The organism is Microbacterium trichothecenolyticum (genome assembly GCF_000956465.1).
Lineage (GTDB): Bacteria > Actinomycetota > Actinomycetes > Actinomycetales > Microbacteriaceae > Microbacterium > Microbacterium trichothecenolyticum.
In genome coordinates this window covers 221,515-248,054 of record NZ_JYJA01000036.1, presented here as the reverse complement: position 1 = coordinate 248,054, position 26,540 = coordinate 221,515, and the positions used below count along the sequence as shown (strand labels likewise).

Sequence of the window (26,540 nt, the reverse complement as noted above, 5' to 3'; positions counted from 1 at the left end):
CTCAGATGCCGATGACGTTGAGGGCGTCCCACGGCGGGGGGACGGGCGCGCCGTTGAGGAACAGGATCCCTGTCGAGATGTTGCCGAGGACCGACGCCCCCGAGAGGAACAGGTCGGCCGTGGGCTCTCTGCCGCCCCAGAACCGGTTCTGGGCGACGGCGCCGGTCTCCGCGCGCAGGCGGAGGGCGGTCGTGCCGAACTCCCGGTTGCCGCGGATCTGGTTCGAGGTGACGATCGCATCGCCGCGCAGCCCGATGATCATCGCGGGCGGCGCGTCGCCGGCGCCACCGGCGACGATGTTCGCGTCGACGGTCACGAGCGGGGCGACGATGCGGGCAGATCCGACCGCCGCCGCCGCGGCGACTCCGAAGACCAACGGGCCGAGTCCGGTCACGATGCCGCCCGCTTTCGTGAGGCCGAGCTCGAGGTCGCGGTCGTCGCCGCTGCCGACGAGCAGTCCGATGAAGCGACCGCCGTTGGGGTCGAAATCGGGGTCCGCGGGGTACCTGCGCGACGCGTTGCCCTCGATCTGGGAGCGCGCGAATCCACGCACGGCGATGCCGATCTCACCGCGGCCGCCGTCGACCGGACCCACGCGCTCCACGGTGTTGCCTGCGACGAGCGACTCTGCGACGGCGACGACGTCGATCCCGATCGATTCGCTGCCCATGCTGCGCGCCGTGCCGACACCGCGCACGGTGTTCGATTCGACGGAGGCGTGCGCGGCGTTGACGACGCGGATCGCGAAGACCCCCGCCGCCTCGTCGGTGTCGCGGGAGCCGATGTCCATCAGCGTGTTCCCCGAGACCGTGGCGATCTCGACCGCGGCCTTCTCGTCGATGACGATGCCGTGCTGGGCGAGCTCCACGCGGTTGTGGGTGACCTCGAGCGTCTGCACCGACGCGTAGTCGACGATGCCGTGGCCGCCCACGCCGCGGACGCGATTGCCGTCGATGCGCACCACGTCGCGCACGAGCTCGCCCGGCGGTGTCGGCACGATGGCGATGCCGTCGGTGCGAGCCGGCTGGTCGGAGCGCGGCGCGCCGATCTGGTTGCGGGTGATCGCGAATCCGCCCTCCGAGACCGAGATCCCGGTGCCGCCGACGATCACCGTGTTGTCCTCGATCGCGAAGGAGCTGCCGGGGATGACCGTGCTGGGATAGACGAAGCCGGTGGCGACGATGCCGCCTTCGCGCGCCCGGATGACGGTGTTGTCGGCGACGCGGTTGGCGAGCAGGAACGCGGTGGTGCCGTCGAGCCGCATCCCGAAGTCGCGGCCGATGACGATGTTGTCGCTCGCCTCGAACTCGGCGACGAGCAGCACACGTCGCCGATCCTCCGCGCCGGCGCCTGCATGGCCGATGCCGGTCGGACCGGCGACGATGTTGTCGCGCAGGGTGGTGAGCAGCGCGGTCCCGGCGAGCGCGATGGCGGATCGCGACGGGCCCTCCTGCGCGAGGACGAGGGCGGTGACGCGCTCCACCCTTGCCGCGACCGTCGTGTCGAGCACCACGGCGGAGTCGTTCGCGGCGAGGACCGCGAGATCCTCGATCGTGACGAACCTGCTCTTGGTGACGACGAACCCGTCCGAGGCCGACGCCACGACGATGGATCCGGCGCCCTGTCCGCGGATGCGCAGCGACGTCGCACCGTCGACGCGCACCGGCTCACGGAGCGGGTACAGCCCGATCGCGAGGCAGACGGTGCCGCCGCCGGCGGCCTTGACCTTGTCGACCGCGTCCTGGATGGTGAGCTCGCCGCTGACATGCGACACCGGCGTCACGCAGACGGTGCACTCGCAGCCGCACTCGTCGCAGTTGCCTTCACCGGGCGTCGGCCACTTCGGCCGGCAGTCGGTGACACCCCCTGAGGTGAGGATGCCGAGCCGGACGTAGTGGTGATGGATGCCGAGTGGCGGCGCTGCATCGAGCAGCGGGTCCGCACCCGAGATGTCGCCCGCGGCATCCGCCGCTCGTGCGGGCACGATCCAGTGGTCGCCGGTGCGGAACGCTCCGCCGGCGGAGGAGAAGCCGACGACGAGCCCGTGCTCGAGCACGATCCGATCGGCCGCCGTCCCCGGAACCGGGATCGCGCCGGTCGCGGCGGCCTGGTCGAGGTCGACGACCGTGCCGCCCGCGGTGTTCTTGACGACGCCTACCTGATCCCAGCGGCGCACGCGGAGGTGGCGCTCGGCCGCCTCGTCGATCGTCAGCTGGAGGTCGGCGGGCAGCGCCGACCCGGCGAAGGCGATCGTCCCCTCGGCGTCGTCGACCTCGATGCGGCGCAGCTCGCCGGGCTCGCCCCGCAGCTCGCGGTGGTCGTCGACGACCTCGACCCAGTCGCCGTCGTGGAAGCCCAGCACGTCGTCTCGGCCCAACGACGCGGGGCGCACCGCGGCGCCGGCGTCCAGGACCTCGACGACGGCGCTCGCCACGGACCCGTTGTCGCGCGACCACTTGAACGACGCGGTTCCCGGTTCGCCGGGGTCGTGGATCTCGATCCGGTACGTCTGGTGCTCGAGCCCGCGGTACCCGCCGGTCGGCGGCAGCTCGCACGGGTCGCCGTCGGCGACCGAGATCGTCTCCACCGTGAGCCGTGCGCCGGAGGCCGCGGTCAACGCGGTCCACCCCTCGATGTCGTCGTCGGGGGTCCCGCACGTCGTGCCCGCGGGGACGGCGAAGTGCTTCACCTGCCACACCGTCTGCGTGCGCGCCGTGGTGTCGACGCCGATCGCCGGCTCGATCAGGCCCGGCTCCTCGAGGTGTGTGACCTCGCGCGGCCATACGTCGAGGTACACGAGGTGGGTGCCGTCGGCGGGGAGATCCGGTGGGGCGGGCAGGTACGGCTGCGCCGAATAGGTCACGGTGTCGGGCCCCACCGATTCGGCGAGGATCGGATCGAACGTGTCGCCGGGTTCGGCGCCGTGGTTCTCGGCGACGAGACCGTCGACGTACAGCCGCCCTCGGCCGATCGCGAGATCCCCGCCCGCGATCGCCAGCCTGAAGGCGTCCGGGGCCACCTTCGACACCGCGGCCGTCCCCTGGATGCCGGTCTGCGGCCCGGGTCCGTCCAGGTCGGCGACGTTCGCGCGCAGCCGCCGCTCGAGGATGGCGACCAGCTCGTTCCAATCGCCGTCCAACAGCAGACGGCCCTGCTGCAGCACGACGCCGGAGTGATCCTTGCGTGCGTCGAACGGCACACTGCTGAGGTCAGCACCCATCAGTTCGTCCTCTTCCCGTGTTCATGTCGCGAAGATGCGGTCGGCCGCGAGGCCGAACCGCAGGTACTCGTCGAGGCGGATGCGCAGGTTCGTCTCGCGCTGGGGCGCGTAGAGGCGGTGCGTCACACCCATCTCGCCCTCGTCGTCGGCGCCGAGCCGGATGCGGTCGGGCGTTCCCTCGTGGAGCCGCAGGTAGTCGTGGTCGCCGTAGCGCATCGAGCCGAAGCGCGGGCGTGAGGCCCGCTGCACCGCGAGGGGGTCGTCGGGACGGGGTGCGCAGTGGAAACGTCGGCCGGTGCGAGACCCGTCCGGCAGGAAGGAGTACCGCACACACCCTTGCTGCGTCCGCTCGGCGTGCACGGGGCGCGGCCGAGGATCATCCTCGGCCAGGGCCGCGAGCAGCAGTGAGTTCGAGGCATCCAATCGGATGCAGCGGATGCTGCCGACGATCGTCGACGCGACGATGTCGAGGTCGCCGGCGGCCGCGGTGCCGTCGCCCGTCTCCCAGTCGGCGACGGCCGACACCGTGCGCGGCGACGTGCCGTCGCGGCCGGTGACGGCAACGCCGGTCCGCGACGAGGCGTCCACGATGGAGTCGACGATCTCGATCGTCGCGCCCTCGACCGCGATGATCGGACCGACGACGCTGCGTTCGATCCGCACGCAGGCGAACGGGTCGAGCACGATCAGGCTCGCCCGGGTGGGCGAGGCCGGCGCCCCGGTGGTCGTGCGGGTGATGCCCGGAACGAGCGTCGTGTCGCGGATGACGATGGTGCGGGGCTCGCGATCGGGCGGGTCGATCTCGTCGAGCACGACGGGGGCACCCGAGATGAGCAGGCCGTCGAGCACCACCGTGCTCTTCGCCGCCATGTCGAGCCTCAGCGGCGACGAGAGCTCCAGCAAGGGCCGCGCGCCGGCGTCGGCGGCGAGGCACACCGCCGTGTCGTCGCCGGCCGTCGGGTCAGGCGTGAGCGAGGTGATCGTCACACTCTGCGGGTAGCGGTCGGAGTCGACGATGAGAACCGTGCCCGCCTCTTGCGAGAGATCGAGTTCGGCCTGCAGGGATCCGCCCGCCGAGGCCGTGCGGCGGGGGAAGGGGAGCGGGTCGTCGCCCCGGCGTCGGTTGCCCGCCCCGACGGGCACCGCCATGCCGATCGAGAAGGTCGCGAGCACCCGTTCGTCGGCGCCGAACGGCTCTCCGAACCAGACGCGGCCGAGCGAGGGGTCGATGTGCACGTCGCCCGCCGCGGGCTCGTGCGCCCATGCCCCGCCGCCGCCCGGCACATCGGAGAGGTCGGCGAATCGGATCACCGCGAGCGGGATGGCCTCGGGTTCGCCGCCACCCGTCTGCCGTTCGAGAATGATCGACCGGCGCGCCCGCGACATCGTCGGCCCGTAGACGGAGGGTGCGTGGTCGGCCGCCCACCGGACGGTGAGAGGCTGCGGCACGTCGGGCGGCTCCGCGAGGTGCGCGATGTCGGTCTCGATCCGTGGCTGGCTGAACAGCCGCACATCGGCGCCGAGCGGGTCGAACCGGAACCTGCGGCCATCGGCGGAGGGGTCGGGTGCGAGGGGCGAGCGCTCGATGAGCACCGGCTGCGTGCGCCAGAGGAAGATCGGCACCTTCACGATGCCGTAGCGACCCCGCCGCTCCCGCCAGGTCGAAGCAAGGGGACGGGCGTGCGCCGTGTGCGCGAGGTCGTCGAACGCGGCTCCCTGCTGCATGACGTGGTGGAGGGCTTCGTGCTCCCGCAGTCCCGCGCTCGCCGCCGCATGCGGACGCGTGTGGTTCAGGTACTGCGTCGTCGCGACGCGTTCGAACGACTCGTAGACGCGGGCCGGCCACCCGGTGACATCGCGGGCGAGCTGCTCGATCACCGCGGCGGTCCCTTTGCGACGGCGATAGGCGACCGTGTTCGCGACCTCGGCGCGCGGCGAGACCACCTCGGGCACGACGCCGTGGATCGGCCGGTACCCGACGACGCCGCCGACGTACGGCGTCGCCCACGGCGCGGCCGTCTCGACGAACTGGTCGTCGTACAGCTGCGCCAGCTCCTCTGCGAGCACCTCGAGCTGATCGCCGAAGACATCGAGGAGCTCGGCGAGCACGCCTCCCGCCTCGCCGTCGCGGAGGCGATAGACCGCCGGCAGAAGCTGCCAGAGGTGCGCGGCGGCCGTTGCGGCCTCGGGCTCGGTCATGGCATCTCCTGGAGGGGCGGGAAGGGGTCGGCCGAGAGCGCCAGCAGCTCGGCGCCGAGCGGACTGGGCACCGCGAGAGCAGCGGATGCCGCGACCAGGCGCTTGGCGAGGCCCGGTGCGGTCCCGCGGTGGAACTGGTCGAGATCGATCCCGACCACGCCGACGACGGATGCGGCGACCGCGACGAGCTCGGAGGCATGAACCGGATCGCCCAGCTCCCGGGCGACCGCGCCGAAAGTGTCGCGCAGAGCACGCTCGAGCGACACGAGCACCTTCCCGCGCTCACGATCGGGGTCGGTGTCGACCTTGAGGGCGATCCGGAAGTCCACCAGCCGGACGGGCACGACCGCGACCCTCACGAGCGGATCGCCCCAGCGCCGGAGTTCGCGCTCGAGCCGCTCGACGATCTGCAGGGGCGGCGCCGCGCCCGCAGCATCCGTCACCGTCACCACGATGAGTGGTCCGACATTCGCCGGCAGCACGTCCGCCCGTGCCTTGCCGATGCCGGCGAATGCGAGCGAGAAGTCGGCGTAGTCCACGAGCGACACCGTGCGGCCGAGGGTGCGCACGGGGATCGGGATGGCCCGCCGTGCGTCGGCCTCTGTCTCGGGATCGACGCCGCCGACGGCGGGTGCGGGGTTCGTCACGCCCTTGAGGCCGAGCGGTCGGTCGAGGGCGATGCCCAGCTGGTCCTTGCGGACGTTGCCCGCCGCGCCGACGCCCTTGCGGTGGCGGGCACGCACGTTCGTCGATCCCGTCGATGGCCGCGCGCCGTGGACGCCGTCGCCGAACACGACGCTGATCCCGCCGTCCGGGTCGTCCCGCGTCTCGTACACGCGATCGGTCGCCCCGGCGGTGGCCGTCGTCGCAACCTCGGTCCAGCGCACGTCGTCGACGCGCACCTCGAGGGTCGACGCGGTGCCCCGCGGTGTCTCGGCACGGACGAAGGTGAGGGGGGACTGCTGCAGGCGGTACGCGGCGAACGGCACGCGGGCGTCGCCCGAGCCGAGAAGCTGCGTCACGGTCTCGCCGTGCGTCGCGCGGGCGGCATTGCCGAAGACGACGGCGGATGAGCGGGTGGGGGCGATCGTCGGCGCGGACGCGAGCGTCAGAAGCGTTCTGCCGCTGGGGACGGGCTCGGCGGATGCGACCACGACCGGCTCGCTGACCGTCGTGCCCGCGGCATCCGTCCCCGACAGGATCACGGTGCGTCCCGCGACCATCTCGTGCGCGTCTCCGTCGACGAGGATCGTCGTGCCCGCGATCGCGGAGGTGACCGGAACCCCGGCGAGCGTGAGCGGCTCGGGGACGGCGAGCACCGTCACGTCACGCGGGGAGAGGTCGACGCCCAGAGCGGGTCCTGTCAGGCCGAGTGCCGTCGTCCTGCCGGAGACGCCCCAGATCGCGAGCGAGGCCTCCCGCACGCTCGCGACGCGGAACCGGCCGTTGGTCGCCGCCGCGTCGAGCACGAGCCACGACCCGATCGGGATCTCCGGGTGGGCGCCGTCGAGGAACGTGGAGGTCGTGTCGCCGGAGGACGTGGTCGCGAGGAAACCGCTGTCGGTGTCGGGATTGAGGTACGTCGGCGGGTCGGCCTCGGGGTCGGCGAGCACCCAGACGGGAGCGTTGTGGGCGAAGACCGCGAACCGGCGGCGGAACACGAACACCCGCAAGTCGGTGATCGGCATCGACGGCGGCATGGTGGACGCGACGCCGCCGGACCACGTGACGTGCGTCACGCCGGCCTTCTCGATGACCTCGACGGAGTCGAGGCTGCGAAGGTCCCATTCGGTGCCGAGCTCCGGTCCCGTGAACAGGAGCGCGTCGCCACGCGCGAGCCCCAGGGTGGTGCCTTCGAACCACGCCTCTGTCGGCGCGGCCACCTGGGGGAAGGGGAGGGTCGGCACGACGGGCAGGGCGTTCCACTCGGGGCGCGCCTCGATCTGCTCGACGGTCTCGAACGTCTGCGGTCTTTCGTCCGGCCCCGGCACGCTCTGCACCCGAAGCCCGACGGGCAGCGTGAGCGCGGTGGGCACGGCGGGCGGAGCGATCCCGGGATCCTTCATCGACTCGGGCAGGGGTGCCGGCGGCTTCTCGAGCGAGAACGCGAGGGCGACCTCGGCGGCCGCACCGCGACCGAGGCGATACGCGACGAGGGCGCCGAGCTCCTGCAGCGACGTGCGCTCGGTCGCGGTGCCGAGATACGCCTCGTTCGCGAGGCGCTCCGTGTAGAACGTGAGGATGTCGGCGGTCACGGCGAACGCGTCGAGGAGCGCGACGGTCGCGTCGTCGGCGTCGCGTGTGCGCAGCCCCCGCAGCGCCGGCCGCGCCTCGTGCGGCTGGGGCGGGTCGATGGCGGGAGGGATCGCCTGTGTCGGCGGACTGGTGTCGCGGGAGAGCCCTGCGATCATGGCCGAGAGGAAGTCGCCGTGCGTGCCCGACCGGTACCGGATGGAACGCAGGCCCGGACGGTTGGCGACCGGCAGCGGCGGTGCAGCAGCCGCACGGCACGCGGCGCAGCCGCAGGCCGAGCGGTGGGCGCTCATGATCCGCCTCCGTAGGTCAGCGCGAGCACCCCGCGCTCGGGGAAGTCGGGATCGTCGTCGAGCCTCGCGATCTCGAGGCGCCCCATCGGCAGGACGCCGGAATCGATGCCGTTCGACCACGGCTCGTGCTGTCGTTGGAAGCTCAGGACCTCCACGGACTCGACGCCCGGCACCGCGTGAGCGGCCGCGAGGATCGTCGAGAGGTAGACGGGCCTGCCGAACGTGAAGCGGTCGGGGTGGAACAACCCCAACCGCCCGTCGGGCAGTACCGCGTCCGACAGTGCCGACCGCAGCTCGCGGGCGACCGAGGAACGGTGGTGGCCGTGCTCGACGCACACGAACAGCGAGACGTCGAGCGGCACGAACGCCGGCCCGTCGACCTCGAGGTCGTACCCCGCCATGCGGTAGCGCTCGAGCTGCGCGCGCAAGGCCGCCTCGAACCCGGCGTCGACCCCGCGTCCGCCCCGGCGATCCGCCGTGACGAACACCGTGTGCCACGACCCGGTCCAGCGGAATGTCGCCTCAGCCTTCTCGACTCCGGGATGCAGCTGCGCCTTGGCCGCGTAGTCCGAGGTCGTCACCGCCCGTTCCTGGATCGACAGGGTCGCCGGGGCGTCGCGCCGGATCTCGTCCCCGGTCTCGGCGTCCACGCCGCCGAACGCCGCCATCGGGTTCACGACCCCGACGACGTCGTTCTCGTCCCCGACGAGGTAGGCGAGGCTCTCGCGCCCGATGTTGCCGGCGACGCCGTTGCCGACGCGGTAGGTCGCGCGGAACGCGGTGCGCTCCGGTGGCCGGGCGCCGTGCTCGTCGTCGCCGAACCTCAGCAGCACCGTCCCGTCGTGCTCCTGCTCGACCACGAACGCGCGGTGCTCGCCGTCGCTCGCGATGAGATCGGGGCTCGGATGCCACTCGTGCCCGGCGCCGCCGGGCTCTTCGCCCGTGAGCGTCACCGCCGGCGCCGCGGACCGGAGATCGCCCGAGCGGACCGCAGAGGCCGACTCCCATTCCTCGAGCACCTCGAGCGTGTCGTCGGTGACGTTCTCGCGCAGCAGCCAGGCGCGCCCGCCGAAGCTCAGGGAGTGCAGCATCCCTGATCCCCGCACGATGGCCTCGTCGCCGATCTGCGCGATGCCCGCGGCGGCGAAGAGCGCCTGCAGCCCATCCTTCGACGCGCTGCCCTGCAGCTCCGCCTCCAGAGCCGCGGTGAACGGGGCCGTCGCGAGCACCTCGCGATCGTGGACGACGGTGCGCGTGAGCGGCGACTGCATCAGCGAAGGGTGGTACCGGGCGGGAATGCGTCCGCCCTCGTCGTCGCAGTCGGCGGCGACCCGCACGAGTCGCGAGAGCGGCACGGCCCCCAGCGGCTCGCCGTCTCCGCTCTCGCCGGCGACGGTCGCCCCGTGGTCGGCGAGCACGATGTTGCCCCACGCGACCGCGGTCTCGATCCCGTCCACGGCGATGCACAGCGCGGCGGGAAGGGCATCCTCCTCGTGCCAGCGGATCTCGGTGACGTCCTCCTCGCCGCTGTCGAAGAGGGTGCCGGAGGGGTCCTTCGACGCCCGCACCTCGACCAGTCGCACGGCGAAACGGCGACGGGGGTCGGCATCCGCCGCGACGCGCGTCGAGGGGGAGACGGTCTCGGCGAGCACGAGCACCTCGCCCGCGCGCAGCGCAGGGTGATCGCCCCGCAGCGTCGCCGATGTCGTCCCGGGCTTCAGTGTCTCGTCGAGGCGCCCCCAGGTCCAGAAGCGCAGCTCGGAGAGGTCGTGGTCGAGCAGCGCGCCGTGCACGGTCTGGAACTCGACAGGCTGCGCGTCGATGACCCGCTCGTAGTCGCGCGTGTCCTTCTCCAGCCGCTGGTCGTCGACTCCGGGAACGCGCGTGAGCAGCCGCGTGCCCGCCGCGAGAGGGACGTCGACGGCGCCCTCGCCCACGAGGAGCCGCGCCCACACCCGGGCGCTCGCGCCGTCGTGCACGCGGTAGTCGACGAGGCGCGCGTGGCGTCGAAGTGAGATGCGGCTGCGGGCAGTTCCGAGGTAGGCCTCGGTCGCCACGGCGTCCTGCCGATACGACAGCTCGTCGGCGGCGTAGGCGAGCAGCTCGACGAGCATGACGCCGATGTCGGCAGACGACCTCTCCGTCCATCCCGGTGCGAGCAGCGCCATCCGCTCGAGCATGACTCGGCGGAAGCCCTGGTAGTCCTTCGCGAGGTAGTCGATCGGCGGCGGGTGGTGCACACCAGCCGGGCAGGTGCACGGCTGGAGGCAGTCGAGGTCGCTCGGGCACTCCACCTTGAACGAGAAGGGCACACCTGCCAGCAGCGGGTCGAAGCCCGTCGGCGGGTCGGTGGTTCCGGGCGTGCGCAGGCGGAGCGTATAGAGGGAGAAGTCGCCCCACCGTGCCGTGCGCACGACGAGCAGCGTCGCGGGGTCGTCGTACCCGTCGATGAGGCCGAGCTCGGAGCCGGTGAGGTCCGTGCCGGCCTTCGCCCACTCCACGGCGACCGGGCGGATGCGCTCGCCGCCTTCGAGCGCGATCCACGTGCGGTCGAGACCCGCCGGCACCGGCAGCAGCAGGCGGACGACGAGCGTCCGCTGGCGCAGGTCGGCCACGGATTCCTCGTGGTCGCGCACCTCGAGGAACTCGATGCCGTTGAGCACCCCCGCGAGCTTCACCGCCATGAGGCGGCGCTGATCGCCGCACGTGTAACAGGTCATGGCGACACCCCCGGCGGGGTGCGGAATGTCTGCACCTCGTGCGATCCGGTCGCCCGCACGACGTACGCGATCGTCGCGACGAGGGCTGCGTCGCGAGCTTCGACCTCGACCGACTCGATCGCGATGACGTTCGCGAGCTCGCGCTCAAGCGATGCCTGGATCAGGAACTGGGATGCCGCGGCCGCTTCCGGTCCGCCGGGTGCGAAGACCTGCGCGAGCAGCCCCGCTCCGAACTCGGGCCGCATGACGCGCTCGCCGGGGGAGGTGAGCAGCACCTGCTCGATCAGGTCGCGCACGTGCTCGTCGCGGCCGGTGGTCGCCGTGCGCCCGGTGCCGTCCACGGCCCACGGGAAGTCGAGGGTACCGCTCATGACGCGACCACCCTCGGCTGCACGGCGCCCGGGATCAGCGGCGCGCCGGTCGCGACGGTGAGGGACGACCCGGTCGCTACGGCGACGGGGACTCCGCCCGCCAGCACCCGGACGGCTCCGGCGACCCATTGCCCGCTGACGTCGAACGGGCCCGACGACGTCGAGAGGGAGCATCCCGCGATCGCGTACTGCGTCGCGAGCGTGACGACGGGCGCGCCCGCCACCAGCACCCGCGGGAAGGGCGACACCGCCGTCGCCACCCCGCCGTGCGAGCACAGCACGGAAGAGGCCTGAGTGAGCACGGGTCCCGGCATCCTTCCTCCTACGTCACCGTGAGGGCGCCCGCGTTGATGCTGACGGTCGGACCGACCATCGAGATCACGGCGCCCTTGCCGTTGCTGATCGTGATGCCGACGTCGCTGACCGAGATCATCGCGCCGGTCGTGGTCTTGATGAGGATGCCGCCGGTGGGCCCCGGCGTGTCGCTGATGGTGATCGAGTTGCTCAGCAGCGTCTGGAAGGTGAGGCCCGACACCCCGGGCGGCACGATGCGCGCGGCTGCCGGCACATCGGCGGGGGAGTAGAAGCCGCCGACCCAGACCGGGTAGTCGGGGTCGCCGCCCTCGAACTCCACCCAGACGCCCGCCCCGATGGCCGGGACGGTGAAGACGCCGGTCTGGGTGCCGGTGACGGGCAGGCACGGCATCGCCCACGAGCTCGGCGGGATGCCGATCGACGGGACGAGCACCTGGATGCGCCCCATCTGCATCGGGTCGATGTTGTTGACGCACGTCCCCCGGTATTTGCCGAAGAGCTTCTTGGTGGCGACGGCGGTCTCTGTGTCGCTCATACGGGCACCTCCGGGACGGTGGACAGAAGGGCGTTGCGGGCGAGGGTGAACGACTGCGTGTAGCTGCCGCGCGCGATCTTGTGGGTGACGCTGCTCACGTAGTAGAGCCCGTTGAAGGCGTCGCCGGCGCCGCGCACCCCCACGAGCCCGCGCGATCTGAGCACGCGGCCGTAGCGGGCGACATCGAGCTGACCGGTGCCGGTGACCATGTCGTCGTGCTGCCCCGCGTACGCGATGCCCTTCATGATCGCCGCCGGGGCGCTGAGCTTCGCCGTGCCGGGCAGGAAGGTGAGCTTCGGCGGAAGCGGCGGCACGAGGCCGAGCATGGGTCGAAGCGGATTGATGTCGGGGATGGGGATCGGGATCGGCGCCTTGCTCCAGGGCTCGTGCACCGTCACGACCGGCAGCTCCTTCGCCTCCTTGTTGAGCGTGAAGTTCAGCCCGGTCACGTTGTCGTGCGGGCCGTCGAGCCCGCCGTCGAGCGCGCGCTGCGGGATGCCGAGACGCACCTCCGGTCCCCAGTAGGCCTTGCTCAGGCCCGGGACTGGACCGGGGTCGATGTAGAAGACGTAGCCCGCCTCGTGCGCGAGGCTCCTGAGGTACGCGTAGTCCGTGCCCTGGTGGCGGGGGATCTTCTCGGTAGGGATCGGCGGGTCCTCGACGAGCGCGGGGATGACCAGGGGCGCGACGCCGAGCGCCGCGTACTTCGCGAGCACGGCGAGCGCGCGCACCGCGACGGGCATCGCGGGGTAGGGGATGCCGTCGAGTTCGAAGATGTCCATGACGGCGGTGAGGTCCTTGCCCTTGACGTGCAGCGTTGCGGTCGTCCCGTCGGTCTTGAACTCGTGGTCGGTCATCACGCCGTCGGCGAGGACCTCCGTCGACCCGCCGATCGTCACGGCGAGGACGATGCGCAGGAGCGGGATCGAGACGCCCCCGGTGAGGAGGAACAGCGTCGAGAGGGGCGACTTCTTGGGCACATCGAAGACGAGCTCGAACCCGCTCTGGGTGTCGCCCGAGCCGTTCTCGATCGTCACCTCGCGCAGCGCCTCCACGAGCGACTGCGGAGCCGGCACGGCGATCGCGGGTCCCGCGTACAGGTGCAGCCGCACGGGCTGCGACGACAGCTCAGCCATCGGCCCCCCTCATGTCGACGGGCAGGGTGACGCGCACGACACGCCCGGGAGGGCCGGCCATGCCGGCGGGGTCGATCACGCCGTTGGCGTCGGCGAGGCGCCACCACAGTTCAGGGTCGCCGTAGTGCCGGGCCGCGAGGAGGTCGCGCCGGTCGCCCTCGACGCACCGCACCTCGTAGAGGGTGCTGAAGCGCTCCGGCTTCGGCACCAGCCGTCGCCGCAGGAATGCGACGGGCACGGGCTCGACGCCGGGCTCCGCGTCGGCCACGTGCTGGGCGGTGCCGACACCGGCGTACCGGCTCGTGGGCGGCAGCGGATTCTGCGGCACGACGCCGGCCGAGAGCAGCTGCTGCAGCGGATCCACCATGTCAGAGCTCCTTCACGCCCAGCGCCGACGGCGGCGCCGAGCCGGCCTGCTTGGCGAGCGCCTCGCGGGAGCGGAGGTGCGCCATGAACAGCTGACCGCCGCGGTGCTCGAAACCGAGGTCGTCGACGGTGAGTACCCTCATGCCGAGCGAGACCGTCGCCCGGATCGGGTTGAGCTGCGCGTCGAACGCGTCTTCCGTGATGGAGAGGTCGGTGATGCGCACCGGCACGACGCGGTTCGGTCCCCACACGAACAGCAGCAGGGGCGTCTCGATCGCGAGCACCTCGAGCGCGCCGCCACGGGCGATCGAGTCGTTGCCCTGCAGCGCGTCGCTCGTGGGCTGCACGAGCAGCTCGAGCGCAGCGAGCTGCGGATGGATGCCGACCTCGGCCGCCGTCCGGTTCTGATCGGGGTGTTCGAGCCGATCGGTCGCGTCGATCTCGGCCTCGACCTTGATGGTCTCGGCCGCAGCGCCCATGATGCGCAGCGCTTGGGATCTGTCGCCCCCCGACTCGCCCGCCGCCTGCACCTGCATCGTGCGACTGAGGGAGTCGGGGTTGTACTGCAGGGCGATCGTGCGCAGCGTCCGCCCGCTCTTGACGTCGACCTGCACGAGGCCGCCCTTGATGAGCCGGGGTGAAGTCATGGCCGCTTCGCCGCCTTGTCTTTCGGGAGCGCGCTGTCGAAGTACGCGTAGGTCGCCGGACGCAGGGACTGCAGCAGCTCGGGGGACGAGACGTACAGCGCATACGCCTCGGCGTAGCTCTCCTTCCAGGCGGTGGTGCCGTACTGGGTCGCCGCGCCCCCGTCCCTCTCCGTCGCCTCGCGGAACGGCTTGCCCTTGGCGTCGCCGCCCTCGTCGACGTTCGCGGTGGTGCCGCTGAAGCTGACGGTCGACCCGGACTCCGTCGTCGTCGCGGCGAGGGCATCTCGCGCGGTCTTGGTCGCGCCCTCCGCAGCCTTGATCGCCTTCTCTGCCGGACCGCCCAGAGGGTAGTTGCCGGCGGCGTCGGCGTGCTTCGCGAGCGTGGCCGCCTGGGCCGCGCCGGCGGATGTGTACTTCGCCATCGCCTTGCGCATGTTGCGGTCATCGATCGCATGCCCGATCTCGTGGAGGATCACCTGCGATGCGTAAGAGAGAGCGGAGCCCTTGCCGGCGAAGCGCACGTCGGACGCGTCGAAGGCGGTCTTGCGGATCGTGACGGTATGCGTTCCCGCGTCGTACTCCCCGTCCTCTCCCGCGGGCGGGTCGCCGACGACAACGGTGATGCCCTGCACGAGGGCGAGATGCGCCGCGGGGACACGTGACACCGCGCCGCGCAGGGCTTCGAGCTGGCCGCCGGTGAGGGAATGCGTGATGCCGGCGGTCTTGATCCTCCCGGCGATCGGGTCGGGCGGCGGCTTCTTTCCGGGTTCGGGCGGTCCGGGGACCGCCTGACCGGGCGGTGCGGTCGCGGCGCCGAGCTGTTCGACGAGCACCCTCGTCGTCGCCGTCCCACCGGCGGGTGCCGGCGGCGCGGTGTGGGTGAAGCGGTAGAGCCCGTCGATCCCGCCGTGCTTGGCGAGGTCGAGCCTGAGGGTGATCGTGCTGTTCTCCGGCAGCACTGTGGGCGTGGCATCCATCAGCTGCCCGACGAGATTCTGCATGCCCTTCGCCGGCACCGCGCTCGCCGAGCCGTCGATCGTGATCGTCGTCTTCGCGGGCGGCGTGTACGGCGTGGCGTTCGCCTGGAACGACGTGTCGGGCGACGGGATGCTCACCGGCATGTCCGCCGTGATCTGAATGCGCTTGCGATCGGCCTCCGGGAGGGCCATGAGCGTCGTCGCCGGCGCGACAGGAGCCTTCGGCTGACGGCGCACGATGGGAGGACCGCTGACCCGGTGCTGCGCGACGTGAGCGAGCTCGTGCGAGAGCCTGCGCCGGCCCTCCTCGGTGCCGCGCTGCTCACGCCCCGGCGCGAACGCGATGCGACGGCCGACCGTGAGCGCCTCCGCACCCGCGCGCTCGGCGGTGTCGGCGGCCGCGGCATCCGTATGCACGCGGACGTCGCTCGCGTCGAGGCCCGGTGGCGCAGCCAGCCGCTCGGCCGAGTCGAGGGCGCGCCCCTCGCCGTCGAGCCGGACGTCGAGCTCTGTCGATGCTGCCGACCCGTGCGTGGGCACCGCCGCGAACGACCAGCCGGTGAGGGACGGAGCAGCGGCGACGGATGCCTCGGCGAACCGCTCCGCCATGCGCTCGGCGGGCGCGTCCGCATGCCCGACCGCGTGCACCCCGCTCGGGCGATCGGACGCGGGAGCAGCGGAGTGGACATGCGCGAGACTCACGGCGCACCCCGTCCCGCGAAACGCAGCTCCGGCACCGGAACGGGCCTCAGACGCCGGCGGTAGTCCTCGGGCGTCGTCGGCGCGTATCCGCGCACCGCGAGCAGCACACCGCTGTTCGGATTGACGCAGACGGCGAGACCGCGCGCGGCGTAGACGCGCTCGCCGCCGGTGATCGTCAGCGGCCCGAACACGTGGTCGAGCTCGGCGTCGGGTTCGCCGAGCTCGGGGATGGCGAGAAGGCCTCCGTCACCGTCCACGGGCATGACGCCCTCGACCAGGACGACGCGGCCCTCCCGGACCCACGCGCGCAAGCCGTCGCTGAACGACCGTGTCGCGAGCGGGACCCACGAGGTGACCGCGGGCGGATCGCCCAGCAGCCCGTCGAACGTCGATGCGGTGCCGGCCACGATGCCGAGCGTCTCCGCGGCGTCGGCGGGCAGGCCGGTCCACCCCGACACGTCGGCGGCGTCGAGGAGCCGTGAGAGCGCATCCGTCATGGCCGACTCCCGCTCGCCGTGCCGCCGATGCGGTCGACTTTGCCCAGGAAGTAGGCCGTCCACACGTTGTCGGCGCCCACGACGTCGACGAGGCGCTGCGCCTCGGTGATCGAGGTGTACGCGCCGGGTGGGGTCACGGTGATGGGTGGCAGCGCGGCCCAGGATCTGCCCTCGACCGACTCGCGCGTCGGCCGGTGCGACAGGAGCCGACGACCGCTCTTCGACCACACGACATCCGTGAGCAGGCTGTCGACGCCCTCCATGAGGGTGTTCCACTCCCGCTCCGACTTCTCCTTCAGCCTCACGGCGTACCGCCGGTAGTCCGCGTGTGCGAGGGTGTGGCCGTACTCGTGGATGAGGGTCTGGAACATGTCCCACCGTGCCGCGCGGTCCTCGTCGACGTCGCCGGTCTGGAACATGTCCACGTAGATCTGCCCCCCGACCTGTGCTCCGCCCCAGTTGCGGTCGATGTAGATGAGCTTGTCGGCGGTGGTCTGGGGATCGTCCTCCCACTTCTCGCTCACCCCGTCGACCACGGCGGCCTGGGCTACGTCCTCCAGTGCCTGCGCCTCGTCGTTGCGCTTGTCGCCGATCGTCTCTGGCCGCGCGTCGCACTCGGCGTTGATGGCGTCGAACGCGGCGTCCGAGCGGAAGTAGTAGCGGATCTGCTGCAGGGCCCACGCGACGCGGTCGGCCGGATCGGCGGACTTGACGGCGGTGGTCTGCCGGTGGTGCCAGGAGAACAGCGTCTGCGGCTTGCCGTCGCCGCCGAAGGTCAACTCGGGCCGCGCACCCGGGTTGTAGAAGTTGCCGAAGACGCCGTCGGTCGCATCCTTCGCAGGCTTCGCCATGCGCTCTATCTCGGAGGGCTTGGACGCGGTGCCCGCCGCGCGGGCGCTCTCGTAAGCCTTGTCGATCTTCACCGCCAGGGCCGCTGCGACCAGCGTGCGGTACTTGCCTCCGGGCGCGAACATCGCCTTGCGCTCGGCTTCCTCCTTCGCCTTCGCCTCGGCTTCGGCCTTCCTGCGAGCGGCCTCCTCCTTGCGCTTCGCCGCTGCTTCCCTGCGGCGTTCAGCGGCCGACTTCTTCGGCTTCGCCGATGCCGTGGTCGACGCGGCCGTCGGCGGTGTCGCGGGGTCCGGCGGTGTGGTGGGTGGCGTCGGCTTCGGCTTCACCGGGCGAGGCGGGGTGAGCGCGTCGCGCGCTGCCTTCGCCTTGTCGCCGGAGACCGGCGAGGTGGTGGCGAGGGCGTCGTCGGCGGAGGCGGGCAGGTCGCGATGAAGCGTGTCGGCGATGAACAGGTCGAGTGCGCGGACTCTGTGACGCAGCTTCCGCTCCTTCTTCGCGAGCCGCCGGCGCTCGGCGTCGTCCGTCGCCGCGACGCGCTCCCGGGTGACCGCCTCGAACTCGCCCTGCCATCGGGGGCGCGTCGCGTGCAGCACATGGTCCCGCGCCTTCCGGCGATCGGCGGGGGAGAGGCGGGCGACGACCGCAGCGGGGTCGTCGCCGTAGTAGTCCTCCTCGAACCGGGCGTCGAAGCGGGCGCCGTCGAACGCGAAGGACGGCGACCCGGCGGGGATCTCGGGCCCGACCACTTCGACGGTTCCCCGGGAGAGAGCCTTGCCCCCTCCGGCGAAGCGCCGGGCGACGAGATCGTCGAGGCGATCCTGCTGGGCGCCATGGAGATTGTCCTCGAGCGACGCGTAGCGCTTCGCCGGTTCGCGGAACACCACCAGCAGTTCGTCCGGCGTGGCGAGCTCGACGAGATCGAGGATGGCGTCCTCGTCGTCGTCGAGTGTGGGTCCGTCGATCATCTCGTCGATGAGCAGGCCCATCTGCTTCCCCGTGAGCTCCCATCCCGGGCTGCCGGCCTTCCATCTGCGCACGACCGCGCGGGCCTTGTTGTCGGCGTCGTACGAGCCGTCGTGCGATCCGGCCTTCGTGATCGCCTTCACGTAGGCCAGGAGCTCGGCGTCGCTCCATGAGCCCTCGGCGCCGAAGAAGACCGCAAGCTTCTCCCAGAAGCTCCGCCGCTGCACGCGGGCCGGTGCCCCGGTGGAGCGTGGTGCGGCGCCCCCACGCTGCTGGACGACGTGGGCGAGCTCGTGGGCGATGAGGTGCCGACCCGCCGGGTTCGACGGGTCGAAGCGGCCCGAGCCGAACACGATGTGCTCACCGACGGTGAACGCCGTGGCGTCGACTCCGGCGGCTGCGCTCGCCGCCTGCGGGTCGTCGTGCAGCCTCACCGACGAGAAGTCGTAGCCGAAGCGCGCCTCCATCGAATGCCTGAGGCTCGGATCCAGCGCCCGGCCGCCGCCTCGGGTCGCGGCATCCACTCCCGTCGTGTCGAAATCCTCCGTGGGCGCCGCCTCGCTCGTCGTCGCCGGGGCACGCTGCACCTCTTCGCGCTTCTTCTGCTCCTCCGCCTTGACGGCGTCCTCGGGCTTCTTCTGCTGTTCGGACTTCGGCGCGGCGAGCGGCGGCACGAGTGGGAAGGGGAGACCTGGCACCTGACCGGCCGGGGCGAACTTCTGCCGCGCCACGACGGACGCGATCGCGGCGTCGCTGACCTTCTTGTCCTGTTGCGCCTGGAGGCTCTTGATGATCGGGTCGTTCCTCAGCCGTGCGGTGTCGGCGGCGATCGCCGCCGTCTTCCTGTCGGCCGCGCTCTGTCGCTTCCCGCCTCCCTTGGGCAACTGCTCCGTGTAGCCGAGCGTGAGTCCGAGCCCGACGTCGCCGAAGCCCACGCCGCGGCCGCCCGGGCGCGGATCGCCCGCGAGAAGCCCGGGGACGCCCTCGGCCCTCACACCGACGCTCAGACCGGGCGGCACGATGTCCTTGACCTTCGGAATCGACCCGAGCGGCAGCGTTACATCCTTCCCAGAGACCGCGAGGCCGCTCGCGGCGACGGCCGACAGCAGCGGGCTGTCCTCGATGACCTCGCGGACCTTCTTGCCGCTGGGCAGCTCGGTCTCGGTGGCCGCCTCCACCGCCTTGCCCGCGCCCTCCTTGTAGGCCTCCGCCTGGGGTCGCGGCTTGTCCTCGAGCTTCTTGGGCTGGTCCTCGTCACGATGGACGGATGCCTCGGCCGGCACGGTCGCGAACGACCAGCCCGTCACGCTCCCGCCGCGAGCGACGATGTCCGCGGCCCGGTCGGCCTGGCGCTCCGTCGCGTCGTGGCGATGCGACACGCGCCGCGGGGGTGCGGCATCCGTGCCCTTCGCCGGGGGAGCGGGAGTCCTGCTCATCGCGGCGCCCCTTCCCGGATCCGGTCGCGGGCCGTCGCCCACGTGCTGCGCGCCACCTGGGCGGCGAGGTCCTCGCGATCGGTCACCGGCCGCGCACGGCGCGGCGCGGCGGCCCAGCGCGGCGGCTCGTCGCCGCGCCGGTCGGCGGTCGCCAGCTCGCTCAGGCGCTCCGCGATGAGCGGCCCGATCCCCTCGGCGAGCTCGGCCGGAACGCCCCGCAGCACGAGGCGCTCGATGTCGATGTCGATGCGCGTCATCTCGCACCGCCTCGGAGCGCCCCGGTCTCTGTGGCGGTGAGCGCGCGCTCGGACTTCGCCGCCTCGCGCGTGGCGGCGCGCAGCAGGTGCTCGGCACCGACGGCGACGCCCTCGCCGGCGGCGGCGAAGGCCGCCGAGAGGGCGATCTGCCGGATGGCGCCGCCGCTGAGCTGGATGCGGGCGAGCGCCGCAGGATCGACGTCCGCGAGCGGCGTCGCGGCCGGGAACACGCGCCGCCAGATCTCGGCGCGCGACGCCTCGTCGGGGAAGGGGAATTGCACGACGAACCGGATGCGGCGAAGGAACGCCCGGTCGACGTTGCCCCGCAGGTTCGTGGTGAGGATCGCCAGGCCCCGATAGGACTCCATACGCTGCAGCAGGTACGCGACCTCGAGGTTCGCGTAGCGATCGTGGCTGTCCTTGACGTCGCTGCGCTTGCCGAACAGCGCATCCGCCTCGTCGAAGAGCAGCACGGCGCCCGATGCCTCGGCAGCGTCGAACACGGTCGACAGATGCTTCTCGGTCTCGCCGATGTACTTGCTCACGAGCGCGGAGAGATCGATGCGGTAGAGGTCGAGGCCCAGGGACGCGGCGAGCACCTCGGCCGCCATCGTCTTGCCGGTGCCGCTCTCGCCCGCGAAGAGCGCGGTCACCCCCAGTCCGCGGTCCGAGCGGCTCGCGAACCCCCAGTCGTCGAGCACGGTCGCGCGGTGACGCACGTGCCGCTCGATCTCGCGCAGCAGTTCGCGCTGGCCCTCGGGCAGCACGAGATCCTCCCACCTCGCGCGCGGCTCGATGCGCTGTGCGAGCGCACCGAAGCCCGTGCGGGAGCGCTCGCGAACAAGGCGGCGCAGGGTCGCGACATCGCGGTCGGTGAGGCCGAGCCACTCGGCGGCGACCGCGGCGACGACCCCCGCGGGCAGGCGGAAGTGCTGCGACAGCTCACGTTCGGCGACGACGATCGCGTCGGCGGTCCTCGTCGCGTCGACCTCCAGGGCTGCGCGCCACAGCGCCGCCTCCTCGCTTGCGGTGGGCAGGGGCACGGTGCGGGCGAGGGTGACCCTGCCGGCGACGTCTCCGGGGCCGTCGGTGACGACGACCTCGGCCTCCAGCAGCGCGAGCAGTCGCGCGTCGTCGGTGGCGATGAGCCGCCCGTCGAGGACAGCCTCCCGGTCGAGCACGGCGGCGGTGTCGGCCGGGTCGCGCTCGGCGGCCGCGGCATCCCGCACGGAGAGCACGCCGCCCCCGAGGGACGCCGCCAGGCGGGCGACGACGCCCGCTCGCGTGTCGGCATCCGCGCCGTCGAGCCGCACGAGCACCCGCCCGTCGACCGCGCGCACCGCGGCGGCGAGCTCATCGGCCAGCGCGGTCTGCGCCGCGGTGAGGCCGCCCGCGAGCAGGTCGGCGACGAGTCCGTCGAGACGGCCCGGCCCGAGGCCGGTGAGGCGGTGCAGCACGGCTTCGTCGATGCGGAGGGGACGCAGCGCCAGGATGTCGCCGGCCCCGAGCCTCACCAGCCGCCGACGTCGCAGGGGCCGGTCGGGCGAGAGCGCGTCCCAGTGCGCCGCGGGCAGCACCGAGAGCGCGAGCCCGAAGGTCGGCGACGGCGTCCCGCCCTGCGCCGCCGCCACATCAGACGCCACCTGCGCGTCCAGTTCCACGGCGGCGGCGAGCATGAGCACGTCGCACTCGAACGCGGAGAGCCCGAGCCGGTGGCCGAGGTCCGCAAGCGGTGAGTCGTCGGTCCTGGGTCGGGGCGCGTCATTGCCGCGCAGCAGCGCCGCGATGCGGGCGAGCTCCGACACGAGCCGCTCGCGCGGTGCGTCGCGCGGCGGGTCCGGCTCGCCGAATGCGGCGGTGGTGCTCATGGGACCGTGATCCTCTGCACCGGATCGAACGCGGGCGGGTCCGGCGGGATCTTCGGGCTCAACAGGATGAGCCGGCTCTCGGCGCCGTCGACGGCGAGGCGCACCCATTGCGGCCCGCCGGGGACGTCGCCGCACGCGAAGACCAGCGTGTCGGTCACCGTTGCGTGCGGCTGCGCCCGCGCCACGGCGCCGCCGAGCGTGAGGGTCGCCCGCTGACCGGGCCGGACCTCGGGCGAGACTTCGATCGTCGCGGTGACGTCACCGGTGCCGCCGTCACGGACCGCGCCGGTGGCGCCGCCGAACCGGATGACGGGGGCGAGGAGCATCGCCGCGGTGTTCGTCTCGCGGGGGATCGTCTCGGTGGGCGGTGTCAGCGAGACGCGCACCGTCCACACGCCCGCGGGCCATGCGGCGTCCGCCCCGGGGCTCGCCGGGAGGGGCACGTCGACGACGTCGCGGCGCGTGTTGACGCCGATCGGCACGACGATCGGCGCGGCGAGCGCAGGATGCGAGAAGCGCACCTCCACGCCTGTCCCGTCGAGGTGGGCCCCCTCGACGCGCACGCTCTCGCCGAGTGCCGCGGCCGGCTGCGGCGCCGGCGGGACCACGCGGAACAGCGTGGGGACGGGTGGCAGCAGATCCGGGTGCACGAAGACACCGGGCTCCCGCCCGCTGTTCGCCGCCGGATCGCCCCGCGTGAGCACCGGCAGCCCGCTGCGCACCGGCTTGGTCGCCTCGATCAGCACCACCGTCACGAGATAGCCCACACTCGGGCGGTAGTTCGCCTGGATGGCCGACCACAGCCGCGACATCTCCTCGGAGTCGATCGGCTCGGTCGTGACCGTGATCTCGGCCGCCTGATCGGCGAGGTCCGCGGCCGCCAGCGCCTGGTAGGCAGGCGGCAGGATGCTTCCGCTCACCACGCCGGCCTGCAGTGCCGTCCGGATCGACGCCCGATCGAGGACCGGCTGGTCGTGCAGGATCGACATCGCGTACCCGAGCAGGATCTCGGCCTCGAAGTCCGCTGTCCCGTAGGCGGTGAGGAGATAGTGCAGATCGAGCGCGAGCGGCGGGTTCGCCGTGCGCGTGCCCGCGGAGTCGAACCCGGGAAGCCCCGCATTGCGCCATCCGGCGTTGGGGCTCACGCGGTACAGGAAGAGGTTGAGGCTCGGCTCGCTGTCGGGCTCGTTGAGCTTGATCGCGTCCGGCGCGAGCGCGGTCACCTTCACCGTGCCCACGGCGGGCCCGGCCTGCACGATGCCGTTGTCGAGCAGGTTGCGCAGCACCGCGCTGACGCCCCCGATCGCGAGCGGGCCGCTCATCGTGGCCTCCGCGAGAGGTAGTCGTGCAGCGTCCGCTCGGGGTCGCGCGCCGGGCGCGCGCTGCGGGGAGCGGTGGCGGGCGCCGTCACCCCGGCGCGCACCTCGATGCGCCCGATGGTGACGTGCACGACATCGGGCTCGGCAGCGGGGACGGATGCCTCGTCCCGCGCGCTCGCGCGCACCGCCGGCGTTGCGGCGATCGGAGGTTCCGCGCGGCGAGCCGGCATGGCCTCGACGCGGGCAGTGGCGGTGAGAGGAGTCGTCGCGGCCGGGGCGTCGCTGCGCTCGGAGTGGACCCCAACAGCCGAGCGTTCCGGGGCGGGCTTCGCGGTACCGGCCTCCGGTGCGATTCCCGTCGCCGGCCGGCCGCGGTCATCCGAGTGAGAGGGCGCGGGGATCGCGCGATCGCCCTCGTCGCGAGCCCGGGCGACCGGCTCGACCCGTGCGCGGGCGTCGGTGCTCCTCGGCGGACCCGGCAGGCCGGCCTGGGCGGGGGCTTCCGCGGCCGTGCCGATCGCCGGGGGCGCCGCAGCATCCGTCGATCCGTCGCCGGTGCTCGGTTCGAAACGAGAAGGCAGCCGCGGACCCGCGGCGGCGGGAGCCCCACCCGCGCGGGCGGCGAGACGTGCGAGGTAGCCGCTCATGCTCCCTCCCGCACGATCTCGAGGTAGGCGGCGCGGCGCTGCTCCGGGAGCGCGAGCACCTCGGCCTCGGTCCAGCCGTAGGCCCGCGCGAGCACGTCGACCTCGCGCAGCACCCTCCGGGCGCGCGACTCGACCTCACGCCACACGAAGGCGATCGGGTCGACGTCGGCGTCGAACAGCGCGCCGCACTCCGGGCATTCGAGCCCGACGGAGACCTCGGCGAGCGGGTCGGCGGCGGCGAGCGCGGCCTCGATGCGCTCGACCACCTCGGCCGGGGCGAGCGTCGCGTCCTCGCCACCGGGGCCCGTGACATCGCAGCACCGCGCGAGAAGGGTGGCGGCAGCATCCGTTCGCCCCGCGACCTCCGCGAGATCGCCCGCCGTCGGCACCCGCCAGCGCACCAGCCAGGCGCCGGCCTCCGTGGGCACGGTCAGATCGCCCGAGGCCGCCGCGCCGCTCAGCCCGAGCAGGGAGTCGGCATCGAGGGCGAACTCGACGGCCGATGTGCACGCCGGGCACGTGACGACGGCCTCGAGCCGCCGGCCGGCGAGCGCGCTGTGGAAGCCGAGGGTGGCGGCGTGCAGGTGCCCGAGCGGCGCATCGCGCAGACCCGCCGCATCTTCGCCGGCTGCCGCCGCGACCCGCAGCGCACGCGCGATCGGCGCCTCGCCCTGCGCCGCGTCGGCGAGGTCGAGGATCGTCTTGGCCCGCACCGGAGAGGCTGCGGCGGCGGCCACCGTCGGCTCCTAGGGTTCGGCGAAAACGGGTTCGGACGGCTCGACGACCGCGTAGTCCCGCTCCCAGCCCTCGTTCTCGAGCTTGAGCGTCTGGATGGCGACGGCGTTGGCGTTGGCGTCGAGGTCGGGGAGCGCCTGGTACTCCGAGACCCACGCGCGGAACACCTTGTACGCGATCACGAGCTGGCCCGCCTCGTTATACAGCTCGACGATGAGGTCCTTGCGGAAGTCCTTGAGCGACACCTCCGCTCCGAGCCCCGACCCGAAGTTCCACACCTTGTTCGCCCACTGCTCGAACTCGACGTCGTGCGTGACGCCGCGCTCGAGGGTGATCGCCTCGAACTTGACCCGGCCGGGCGACTTGCGCGACGTCGACGGATCTCCGCCCTCGCGGTGCTCCACGACCTCTGTGGTGCGTTTGAGGCCGCTCACTTTGCTGACGCCCGCAACGTACTTGCCGTCCCACTTCACACGGAACTTGAAGTTCTTGTACGGGTCGAACCTGCTGGCGGTGACGCTGAACTGTGCCATGTCCCGATTCCTTCGGCTCAGACGGCGCTCGCGCCGGCGATCTGCTGCAGTCGGATGACGACGAACTCGGCGGGCTTGAGCGGCGCGAACCCGACGTGGATGTTGACGATTCCCCGATCGATGTCGGACGGGGTCGTCGTCTCCTTGTCGCATTTGACGAAGTACGCGTCGCGCGGCGTGCTGCCCTGGAAGGCGCCCTGCCGGAAGAGGTCGTTCATGAACGTGCCGACGTTGAGGCGGATCTGCGCCCACAGCGGCTCGTCGTTGGGCTCGAACACCACCCACTGGGTCCCGCGGAAGAGCGACTCCTCGATGAAGAGCGCCGTGCGCCGCACCGGGATGTACTTCCACTCGTTCGCGAGCGAGTCCGCGCCTTTCAGCGTGCGTGCCCCCCATACGACGCGGCCGGCGCCGGCGAACGCGCGCAGGCTGTTGATGCCGAGCGGGTTGAGCTGCCCGATCTCGCCGTCGCTCAACGGGACGGAGAGCTCGGGCACGCCGTTGAGCGTGGCCTCGAGGCCCGCGGGGGCCTTCCACACGCCGCGGGTCGCGTCGGTCCGTGCGAGCACGCCGGCCACCGCGCCCGACGCGCCGAACGTCTCGAGCTGGTTGTCGCGCAGCGGGTTGGTCTGCCGCAGCCGCGGGAAGTACACCGCTGCGTTGGCGCTCACCGTCCCGAGCGACGCGAGGCCGGACTTGGCGTCGCCGACCGAGTCCCAGGTCGGCGGTGCATCGATCACGTAGAACGCGCGCCGTGCCTCGGCGTACGTCGCCGCCTCGGTGACGACATCGGCCTCGACCTCGCCGCCGGGACCATCGGGCGACACCCCCAGATACGGAGGGATGACGAGAAGGTTGAAGATATCGGCATCCTCGAGCGCGTACATCCCCGACTTGGCGCCGAGCGAGCCCTTCACATCGGCGGCGACGAGATCGTCGCCGTCGTCTCCGCCAGCGAGCCGTTGGCTCGCCTCCTGCGAGGGATCGCCCGGCGTCGGCGTGATGTCGTCCCAGATCGTCTTGCCCGCGGCGGGAGTGCCGGTGTGGACCTTGGGACGACTGCTGTCGGGCACCGTCCCTGCCGTGCGCACGAGGTCCGACTCGTTGTCGAGCACCCGCGACAGCAGCCGCGGATGATCTGCGGGCGTGAGGACGACGTTGCGGTGCGCCTCGATGACTCCCGTCGCGCCGTCGCGGACGGTGAGGTTGAACAGGGTGTCGGGTTCATCGCCGAGCGCGGGGTCCTCGGGACGCGTGTCGTGGTCGATGCGCACGCGCAGGCCGTCGCCCCACAGGCCCACGTCGACTGCCTGGAGCGTGAGGAGATCCGCGCCGGCGTCCAGGGCGAGGTCGACGGAGGACGATGCCGGATCGTCGGCGTCGGAGGCCGCATCATTCACGACGCGGACGATCACGGCCGTACCGCCGCCGTTGAGGAAGAAGTCGCGGACGGAGAATCCGAGCCGGCTGAGCTTCCACAGTCCGCCGAACGTGCGTTCGTACTCACCGAAGTTCGTCACGACGATGGGTCTGTCCACCGGTCCGCGGGGCGCCCGCCCCACGAAGGCGGTGACCGAGGTGGAGACCCCGACGATAGTGCGGACCCCGCTGGCCACCTCCTCGATGTACACGCCGGGATAGGTCAGTTGGGACGGCATGGCTGTCTCCAGAGAGGATGCATCGATCTGGGGGCCCCGCCGGC

At 72.3% G+C, this 26,540-nt stretch carries 20 protein-coding genes; all 20 read right to left on the bottom strand.

The genetic code is table 11. The annotated features are described in order from the left end of the window. Nucleotide 1: 1 nt before the first annotated feature. Genes RS82_RS12720 through RS82_RS12625 form a run of 20 tightly spaced genes read right to left on the bottom strand, consistent with a single transcriptional unit; the run spans nucleotide 2 to nucleotide 26,496 of the window. Nucleotides 2–3,220 carry a DUF6519 domain-containing protein gene (locus tag RS82_RS12720; RefSeq protein WP_045299967.1) on the bottom strand — a complete coding sequence of 1,073 codons (3,219 nt, stop codon included), beginning with the start codon at nucleotides 3,218–3,220 and terminating at the stop codon, nucleotides 2–4. A gap of 21 nt (nucleotides 3,221–3,241) precedes the next feature. After that, nucleotides 3,242–5,419 (bottom strand): hypothetical protein, encoded by a 2,178-nt coding sequence (locus tag RS82_RS12715; RefSeq protein WP_045299965.1) that lies wholly within the window; start codon nucleotides 5,417–5,419, stop codon nucleotides 3,242–3,244. Then, complete coding sequence (locus RS82_RS12710) at nucleotides 5,416–7,965, bottom strand: baseplate J/gp47 family protein (RefSeq protein ID WP_045299963.1); 2,550 nt, start codon at nucleotides 7,963–7,965, stop codon at nucleotides 5,416–5,418. The genes RS82_RS12715 and RS82_RS12710 overlap by 4 nt, the downstream gene beginning before the upstream one ends. Next, nucleotides 7,962–10,685 (bottom strand): putative baseplate assembly protein, encoded by a 2,724-nt coding sequence (locus RS82_RS12705; RefSeq protein ID WP_045299961.1) that lies wholly within the window; start codon nucleotides 10,683–10,685, stop codon nucleotides 7,962–7,964. Before RS82_RS12705 ends, RS82_RS12710 begins: the two co-directional genes overlap by 4 nt. Next, a complete protein-coding gene (locus tag RS82_RS12700; protein ID WP_045299959.1) occupies nucleotides 10,682–11,056 on the bottom strand; it encodes a GPW/gp25 family protein in 375 nt (124 codons plus the stop codon). The genes RS82_RS12705 and RS82_RS12700 overlap by 4 nt, the downstream gene beginning before the upstream one ends. Next, on the bottom strand, nucleotides 11,053–11,370 hold the full coding sequence (locus tag RS82_RS12695) for a hypothetical protein (protein WP_045299957.1): 318 nt from the start codon (nucleotides 11,368–11,370) through the stop codon (nucleotides 11,053–11,055). Before RS82_RS12695 ends, RS82_RS12700 begins: the two co-directional genes overlap by 4 nt. Nucleotides 11,371–11,378: 8 nt before the next feature. Next, nucleotides 11,379–11,906 (bottom strand): phage baseplate assembly protein V, encoded by a 528-nt coding sequence (locus RS82_RS12690; protein WP_045299955.1) that lies wholly within the window; start codon nucleotides 11,904–11,906, stop codon nucleotides 11,379–11,381. Continuing rightward, nucleotides 11,903–13,042: a hypothetical protein gene (locus RS82_RS12685; RefSeq protein ID WP_045299953.1), complete on the bottom strand. Its 1,140-nt coding sequence runs from the start codon at nucleotides 13,040–13,042 to the stop codon at nucleotides 11,903–11,905. The genes RS82_RS12690 and RS82_RS12685 overlap by 4 nt, the downstream gene beginning before the upstream one ends. Then, a complete protein-coding gene (locus tag RS82_RS12680) occupies nucleotides 13,035–13,409 on the bottom strand; it encodes a hypothetical protein (protein WP_045299951.1) in 375 nt (124 codons plus the stop codon). Before RS82_RS12680 ends, RS82_RS12685 begins: the two co-directional genes overlap by 8 nt. Before the next feature lies 1 nt (nucleotide 13,410). Beyond that, entirely contained in the window at nucleotides 13,411–14,055 is a 645-nt protein-coding gene (locus tag RS82_RS12675) for a CIS tube protein (protein ID WP_045299949.1), read from the bottom strand. Continuing rightward, nucleotides 14,052–15,734, bottom strand: a complete 1,683-nt coding sequence (locus tag RS82_RS20750; protein WP_157005561.1) for an eCIS core domain-containing protein — start codon at nucleotides 15,732–15,734, stop codon at nucleotides 14,052–14,054. Before RS82_RS20750 ends, RS82_RS12675 begins: the two co-directional genes overlap by 4 nt. Continuing rightward, the gene (locus tag RS82_RS12665) at nucleotides 15,731–16,231 is read right to left on the bottom strand and encodes a hypothetical protein (RefSeq protein ID WP_045299947.1); all 501 of its coding nucleotides are present in this window, start codon (nucleotides 16,229–16,231) and stop codon (nucleotides 15,731–15,733) included. Before RS82_RS12665 ends, RS82_RS20750 begins: the two co-directional genes overlap by 4 nt. After that, complete coding sequence (locus RS82_RS21675) at nucleotides 16,228–19,479, bottom strand: eCIS core domain-containing protein (protein ID WP_084695626.1); 3,252 nt, start codon at nucleotides 19,477–19,479, stop codon at nucleotides 16,228–16,230. The genes RS82_RS12665 and RS82_RS21675 overlap by 4 nt, the downstream gene beginning before the upstream one ends. Continuing rightward, complete coding sequence (locus RS82_RS12655; RefSeq protein WP_045299944.1) at nucleotides 19,476–19,736, bottom strand: hypothetical protein; 261 nt, start codon at nucleotides 19,734–19,736, stop codon at nucleotides 19,476–19,478. Before RS82_RS12655 ends, RS82_RS21675 begins: the two co-directional genes overlap by 4 nt. Next, complete coding sequence (locus RS82_RS12650; protein ID WP_045299943.1) at nucleotides 19,733–21,604, bottom strand: ATP-binding protein; 1,872 nt, start codon at nucleotides 21,602–21,604, stop codon at nucleotides 19,733–19,735. The genes RS82_RS12655 and RS82_RS12650 overlap by 4 nt, the downstream gene beginning before the upstream one ends. Next, complete coding sequence (locus RS82_RS12645) at nucleotides 21,601–22,926, bottom strand: Pvc16 family protein (RefSeq protein WP_045299941.1); 1,326 nt, start codon at nucleotides 22,924–22,926, stop codon at nucleotides 21,601–21,603. Before RS82_RS12645 ends, RS82_RS12650 begins: the two co-directional genes overlap by 4 nt. Beyond that, nucleotides 22,923–23,570, bottom strand: coding sequence for a hypothetical protein (locus tag RS82_RS12640; RefSeq protein WP_045299939.1), 648 nt, complete (start codon nucleotides 23,568–23,570; stop codon nucleotides 22,923–22,925). The genes RS82_RS12645 and RS82_RS12640 overlap by 4 nt, the downstream gene beginning before the upstream one ends. Continuing rightward, nucleotides 23,567–24,307: a hypothetical protein gene (locus tag RS82_RS12635; protein WP_052676824.1), complete on the bottom strand. Its 741-nt coding sequence runs from the start codon at nucleotides 24,305–24,307 to the stop codon at nucleotides 23,567–23,569. Before RS82_RS12635 ends, RS82_RS12640 begins: the two co-directional genes overlap by 4 nt. A 9-nt stretch (nucleotides 24,308–24,316) precedes the next feature. After that, nucleotides 24,317–24,838, bottom strand: a complete 522-nt coding sequence (locus RS82_RS12630) for a phage tail protein (protein WP_045299938.1) — start codon at nucleotides 24,836–24,838, stop codon at nucleotides 24,317–24,319. A gap of 17 nt (nucleotides 24,839–24,855) precedes the next feature. Then, nucleotides 24,856–26,496, bottom strand: coding sequence for a phage tail sheath family protein (locus RS82_RS12625; protein WP_045299936.1), 1,641 nt, complete (start codon nucleotides 26,494–26,496; stop codon nucleotides 24,856–24,858). Between the last annotated feature and the right edge of the window lie 44 nt (nucleotides 26,497–26,540).